The 5,990-nt window shown below is 62.3% G+C and carries 8 protein-coding genes; all 8 read right to left on the reverse strand.

Features of this window, described 5'->3' with window-relative positions; translation table 11 throughout:
• Positions 1–82: 82 nt before the first annotated feature.
• Entirely contained in the window at positions 83–463 is a 381-nt protein-coding gene (locus HMPREF1136_RS10330) for a hypothetical protein (protein ID WP_009648919.1), read from the reverse strand.
• A gap of 40 nt (positions 464–503) precedes the next feature.
• A complete protein-coding gene (locus tag HMPREF1136_RS08385) occupies positions 504–929 on the reverse strand; it encodes a hypothetical protein (RefSeq protein ID WP_034505534.1) in 426 nt (141 codons plus the stop codon).
• An 84-nt stretch (positions 930–1,013) separates the two neighbouring features.
• Positions 1,014–1,574 carry a hypothetical protein gene (locus HMPREF1136_RS08390; protein ID WP_009648918.1) on the reverse strand — a complete coding sequence of 187 codons (561 nt, stop codon included), beginning with the start codon at positions 1,572–1,574 and terminating at the stop codon, positions 1,014–1,016.
• 22 nt (positions 1,575–1,596) lie between these two features.
• Positions 1,597–2,106 carry a hypothetical protein gene (locus tag HMPREF1136_RS08395; RefSeq protein WP_156791874.1) on the reverse strand — a complete coding sequence of 170 codons (510 nt, stop codon included), beginning with the start codon at positions 2,104–2,106 and terminating at the stop codon, positions 1,597–1,599.
• A 134-nt stretch (positions 2,107–2,240) separates the two neighbouring features.
• On the reverse strand, positions 2,241–2,738 hold the full coding sequence (locus tag HMPREF1136_RS11275) for a hypothetical protein (protein WP_232204199.1): 498 nt from the start codon (positions 2,736–2,738) through the stop codon (positions 2,241–2,243).
• A 169-nt stretch (positions 2,739–2,907) separates the two neighbouring features.
• A complete protein-coding gene (locus tag HMPREF1136_RS08410; RefSeq protein ID WP_009648920.1) occupies positions 2,908–3,771 on the reverse strand; it encodes an HAD-IIB family hydrolase in 864 nt (287 codons plus the stop codon).
• Between the two features lie 136 nt (positions 3,772–3,907).
• Positions 3,908–4,408 carry a hypothetical protein gene (locus HMPREF1136_RS08415; RefSeq protein WP_034505540.1) on the reverse strand — a complete coding sequence of 167 codons (501 nt, stop codon included), beginning with the start codon at positions 4,406–4,408 and terminating at the stop codon, positions 3,908–3,910.
• A 292-nt stretch (positions 4,409–4,700) separates the two neighbouring features.
• Positions 4,701–5,990, reverse strand: a 1,290-nt coding sequence (locus tag HMPREF1136_RS08420; protein ID WP_009648916.1) for an FtsX-like permease family protein, incomplete at its 5' end; no start/stop codon positions are given.

Here is a 5,990-nt window from a genome sequence, read left to right on the forward strand (position 1 = left end):
CGCGTTAGCCGTCGCTGACCCGGGCGTCGCTGACCCGGGCGTCGCTGACCCGGGCGTCGCTGTGCGTGCCCTCCGATACGTTTCATCGCGAAGAGAAGTATCTAATTATCGCGATAATGCCACCGATGATCACCATCAGAAGGCCCCAGGGGGCCACCCAGAAGAGGAATAGGACGGGCAGCCATCCCAGCGCATCGCCACTGTCACCATGGTCACCGGGAATCATCCCGACGAAGATCGCCGATAACACGGGAGACAACATAATGACAAACCCGATCACTACAAAGAACGTGGCGAATCCAAACGCGGCGCTACGAGGTTTCTTCGACTGACATGTCATCCCCTGATGAAAGCTCTGGTCGTTCTGGGGATATCCCTGATAGACCGGACCCGGCTGCTGAGAGTCCACCTCTTGCTTCGCATGTGCCGAGAAAGGATTCACGGGCTGATTCGGGATGCTCATGTTTCTTACTATCCTTTCGTTTTCGCGGTATCGGCAGCGCTCAATACGACGAGATGCTTATCCGCACCCACACGTCGATCAGGACATAGGCAACGCCGACAATGACCCACGGGGCCGCGTTCAGGATGATCCCTCGTCGGCACCACGACCGCTGACGCGGCGTCACACTCGACCCAATGCCGATGAATCCCGCGAGAAAACCCACGAGGTTCACGATTCCCAGGAAGCTTCCACCGAAAATGAAAGGGACGATGAAGGAAAGCCCGGCGTACTCGGAGTGTTCACCGTTGACAGAAGCCGCGTAGAGTACGAATCCGCAGGCAAGCAAGAGGATGATCATGATCCATCCCGCGACTCCGCACCAGAGCGCGACCTTGTCGCTTCCCCGCAGTTTCTCCTGCTGGGAAAACCTGGGCTGCTGATACCCCGGATATCCGGAATAGGGACGATTGCGTGGTGCGCTCATTGTCTCTCCTTCGCGTGACGGTCTACTGCAATGTGCCCGCGTTCGGCTGAGGATACTATCCCTGCCCCTGGTACTGCGCGCTCGCTACGCCGAATGAAAAGAGTTGATCACTCCTGTGATGAAAAGCGGGCTGACGTTCAGGATGAGTCCCAGCCACGCGAGCCTCCAGTTCCCAGACCTGTCGAGCAGACGAATCAACCCTGTGATCCCACCAATCAGATTCAGGGGAACAACCAGCATCCAGGCAATGACCAAGTAGAGAGAGATGATCAACTCCCCACTCACAGAGTCCTGCGTCCAATCCGCGTTGGAGGACAGCCATGTGGCCAGGAGAGCCAGAACAATGACGACCCACCCTGCGATTCCACAGGAGATGCTGACCCGGTCGACCCGCGGAGGGAAACTCACCTGGGGCTGGGCGACATAGGTCTGAGGGTATCCCAGGTAGGGTCCGCCACCCTGGTAGAAACCGCCATTCTGGTAGGGGACACCACCCTGGTAGAAACCGCCATTCTGGTAGGGGACACCGCCCTGGTAGAACCCATCACCCGGATAGAGTCCGCCACTCTGGTAGGGCATACTCCCCTGATACGGCACACTATCTCCGTAGCTGTCCGGCTGAGGATTGTTGATCGGCACAGTCATTCACTGCTCCTTGCCCTTATATCTAGTGCGTGCTGCCGTTCATCACCCAGATGATAAAACAGATTGCGAAATAGATATATGGACTCACGTTGAGGACGATCCCCAACCAATTCAACCGCCACTTCCTCGACCGATCCGAGAGCCTCATGATCCCGATGATCAGGCCAGTCATGTTGAGGGGGACCATGACCGAAAGTGTCATCTGCGGAATAAAGCCGACGAAACGTAAGACTGAGTGATGGGCCTTCCCAAATTCCGTGCTGGTCAGCAGCCAAAGCCCCAGATAGGTTGTCAGGTGCAGCGCCCACACCGCCGCCCCGCAAGCAATGGACACCCAGTTGACCCGCGGGGGCATCTGCACCTGGGGGCCGACCGGGTAGGACTGCGGATACCCCTGGTAGGGGCCAGCGACCTGGTACGGGTTGGCTCCCTGCGGCGCAGCCTGCCCGGGCGCGTAGGGAGCCGCGGGCATCCCGCCCTGATATCCTCCGCTCGGATAGGTGTTTGAGTTCCGGGCGCGAGAATCCGACATTGTCACAATCGCTCCTTCATGAGGTGATCATCGCGGAAATTCCAGCGCGGCCGCACGCCCTCGCGAGTACGCCGACGGCGGGCATGCACCCACAAACATTGTTGGACGCGTGGGCTGAGCCTCGCCTCAGCGACCTACGCGAAAAGCATCAGCGCGAACATTAAGACACCGAACATAACGTAGGGGCTTGCGTTGAGAAGGATTCCCAGCCAGTTGAGCTTCCGTACCTTCGGCGTCCCCGTAGCCCCCACGATTCCAATAATGCCACCGGCGAGGTTCACCGGGCCAATAAACATCAGGGCGAAGAGTGGAAAGAAGCCGATTATTTCTTTGCCACTCGGGTCAGGATCGGACGCACTAGCTCGCAGGGCCATCCACATGGCCAGCACCGTCAGGCCGATGAGGATCCACCCGACAACACCTAAGATGATCGATACCCAGTTCACCTTCCGCGTCACAGGCCCTTGAGGCACGGGCGCATAGCCCGGTGCAAATCCCTGCGGCGCAGTCGAATACCCCTGGGGTACCCCCTGATAGACGGGCTGTCCGGGCACGTAGGGAACCGCGGGCTGTCCGGGCACGTAGGGAGCCGCGGGCTGTCCCACAGGCTGCTGAGGATAAGGCATGCTCATCGAGTTCCTCCTCTGTTGCACTGACATGCGGTGACAATCCGTCTCTCGACTGGTGTGCCACAAATGCGCAGCACAGACAACGATGCTGTGAAGAGCCCCCACATCCCCTTTCCGAAAATTCTTTCAAGAATTGAGATTATCGAAGAGGGAGGACCCGCGCAAGATGCACTCACCCAAGGAGAGCGCGCAGCACCTGGGCAACCCCGGCCTCGTTATTGGAAGGCGCGATGAAGCGCGCGGCCTCGATGACGTCCTGCGAGGCGTTCGCCATCGCGAAAGACAGGTCGCCCTCGCTCATCATCGACATATCGTTGCCGGCGTCGCCGAAGACCGCGGTCTGGGAGCGATCCACGCCGAGGAAACGCTGTAGGTCGCGCACGGCGCTACCCTTGTCGACACCACGAATCTGCAGGTCGGCCCAGTTCGCACCGGAGATCGCGTACTGGTGGGTGTCGGCGAAGTGCGCCAGCGTCGCCTCCGCGAGCACGCCGACCGGGCCGATGGCGTAGACCGCCAGCTTGACGATCGCGTCGTCGATCTGCCCGGCCTCGATGGCGTCGATGACGGCCTCCTGGTCCTCGACGCACTGGGTGCGGTGGTAGTAGGGGGCGACGCCCTCGACGAAGAGGTCGTCGGTGCGCTCGACGTAGGCGAATTGCTTGCCGCACATGACCAGGCCGCCGTCGATCCCGTCCGGACCCGACGTGGCCTCGCGGACCAGGCGGATGACCTCGCGCACGGTGGGGGCGTCGACGGGGCTGGAGGAGACCTCGACGCCGTCGCGCATGACGATGCCGCCGTTCTCACCGATGACCGTCATGCCGGGGCGACCGGGGAACATGTCGATGAGGGTCCACACCTGGCGCCCTGACGCGGGCGCGAAGGTGACGCCGCGCTCGTCCATCAGATCGAGGAGCTCATCCATGCCGGGCGGGAAGTTCTTGTCGTCGTCGAGGAGGGTGCCGTCCATGTCGATGGCGGCCAGGCGCAGGTCAGCGCCCACGTAGCGCGCGGGGTCGGTGGGGATCGTCATGTCTCCATTGTGCCCGACCGCAGGACCGGGTGCTCACGACCTGCGACGAGGCCGGGGTAACCTCACGCTGCTGAGCGCGGACTTCGCTTCGTTGTCGCGAGGACACTACCCCTCCCGTACACCGATTCTGTCTCCGTCATATGAAGAGAAGATTCAGACTATGCAACCAGTACATGACCCCACCCATCAACGTAGCGACGACGAGCAAGGGCAGAAGCCATAGGCGGACGGTTATACCGTGTATCCGCCATTCGTCTATTATCCACATGACGCCCTCAGTGATCGCGACACACAACGTCAGAGCCACCAGCGGTGGGGCCGTAAATAGAACGAAGACCAAGTACAGCCCGTATAGCCAGTATGTTCCGTCACCGTTGTCAGTGTGATCCCCTGGCTGCAAGTCGAGCAAGAATTTCAGGATGGTCGGGCTCACGATGACCAGGGTTGTGATGAGCGCAAAGATGAGCCAGATCTTGGGGATTCGCGGCTTTCTCCGAACGTGGTGGGCAGGCACGGGAGCGCAACCTGGACCCGCGCTCGACCACACAAGCGTGGAGGACGGTGGCGGCTGCATTCTCGGTGCCGTCATCTGTTCAGGTATCGTGCCGGGCATCGAGCCGATAGCGTTGTTGGTCATCGTCGAACCTCTTCGTTCGCATTGGAGTGATCTCTGCGTCAACCGGAACGCTAGCCACTCACATGCCGCGCTCGTGTCCGCGCCCTTCACCGACGAGGGGGAAACACAACAGAATAAGCGCACGCCCTGCGTTGAGGTCGTACGTTCCGATACAGCTCCATGGTATGACCGACCAGACGCTCACCGTCGGGGTTTGACACTGCAATTGTGCGGATCGTCGCTCGGGCGGCCACGGCCTCGTCGATAGGGGGATGAGGCCGTGGCCGGTTATTCGACACAAGGACGCAGCGCGTTACTCGCGTCCCTCGCGCACGCTGGCGAGGATGCGGCGGCGCAGGGGCACAGTCGCCTCGGAGGCAGCGACGATGAGCAGGACGCCCACAATCGCCGAGGCGAGCGCAATGAGGACCCCCTTGGCTCCGTCAGCCGCGAGCAGCGGCGACAGGAACAACATGCCGAGCAGCATCGAGCCGACGATCATGACGAACGCGGGGATCGCGACCTCGAGTCGGCGGCTGCGGTCCATGAAGCCGTTCGGGGAGCCCATGTAGGACAGGGCCCGCACCTGGTCGGCGGAGTCGAGGACGCGGATCGACTGGTTGACTGCGGTCGACACGGCACCCAGGGCGAGGGTGATCGCGAAGGTGAGCATCATGCCCCTGTTGATGTCGCCCATGACGATGCGCCCGACCTCGTCCATGCCATCCCCGCTCATCGAAATCGCGCTTGTGGCCGGATACATGATGCCGACGAGGAACCCCACGAGGGCAACCGCCCCGAAGGAGCGCCACACGGCGCGCGGATCGTCGGCCATGCGACGCCCCGCCACCATCATCTGGGGGGTGCGCGCCATGGAGGCCATGAGTCGGCCCATGAGGCTGATCGACCACACGCCGACCAGGTTGATGATGAGGAAGATCGCGCCCATGAAGCCCATGAACACGGCCATGCCGATGGCGGTGCCGAGGTTCATCGCGAGGGCACCGACGGTCAGCCACACGACGAGGAGGACCAGGCCAATGATCGGCCCAACCGCGCTGACCCGGTCGGCACGGTCGCGCCGTGCGACGCCCAGGGGCGTGATGGCAACCTTACGCATGGCCAGCCATGAGGACAGGGAAGCCAAGAGGATCATGGCGAGGCCCTCGGCGAGGAGGGCGATGACTCCCACCCACATCTCGCCTACCCCCATCGGGCGGCCCTGGAAGGACAGGGCACCCCACGCGGGCAGCGTGACCGCGTAGAGGATCGAACCGACAACGACGCCGACGACCGCGAACACGCAGGTCTCGAGGATGCAGGCGAGCTTCGTCGCCCCAGGTGCCAGGCCCATGAGCCTCAGGACCGCCAGGTCGCGCTCGCGCCTGCTCATGCCCAGGCGCGCGGCCGCAGCCCCCATCGAAATGATGGGGACGATGAGCAGGGTCGCCGCGAAGTACGCGAGCATCACGTAGAGGGGTCCCATCCCATCCAGGGTCGAAGGATCGTCGCCCGTGCCGGAGGCCGCAGCCTCGGCCGCCCGCGCCCCGAAAGCCATGACGCCGCCCGTCACTGCGAGCAGGAACGCGTGCGGCAGGGCGAA

This window comes from Actinomyces sp. ICM47 (genome assembly GCF_000278725.1).
In the GTDB taxonomy this organism is placed as follows: domain Bacteria; phylum Actinomycetota; class Actinomycetes; order Actinomycetales; family Actinomycetaceae; genus Pauljensenia.

Excerpts from the sequence above, each read along its gene's own strand:
- HMPREF1136_RS10330 (WP_009648919.1), bottom strand. The coding sequence starts at position 463 with ATGAGCATCCCGAATCAGCCCGTGAATCCTTTCTCGGCACATGCGAAG.
- HMPREF1136_RS08385 (WP_034505534.1), bottom strand. The coding sequence starts at position 929 with ATGAGCGCACCACGCAATCGTCCCTATTCCGGATATCCGGGGTATCAG.
- HMPREF1136_RS08390 (WP_009648918.1), bottom strand. The coding sequence starts at position 1,574 with ATGACTGTGCCGATCAACAATCCTCAGCCGGACAGCTACGGAGATAGT.
- HMPREF1136_RS08395 (WP_156791874.1), bottom strand. The coding sequence starts at position 2,106 with ATGTCGGATTCTCGCGCCCGGAACTCAAACACCTATCCGAGCGGAGGA.
- HMPREF1136_RS11275 (WP_232204199.1), bottom strand. The coding sequence starts at position 2,738 with ATGAGCATGCCTTATCCTCAGCAGCCTGTGGGACAGCCCGCGGCTCCC.
- HMPREF1136_RS08410 (WP_009648920.1), bottom strand. The coding sequence starts at position 3,771 with ATGACGATCCCCACCGACCCCGCGCGCTACGTGGGCGCTGACCTGCGC.
- HMPREF1136_RS08415 (WP_034505540.1), bottom strand. The coding sequence starts at position 4,408 with ATGACCAACAACGCTATCGGCTCGATGCCCGGCACGATACCTGAACAG.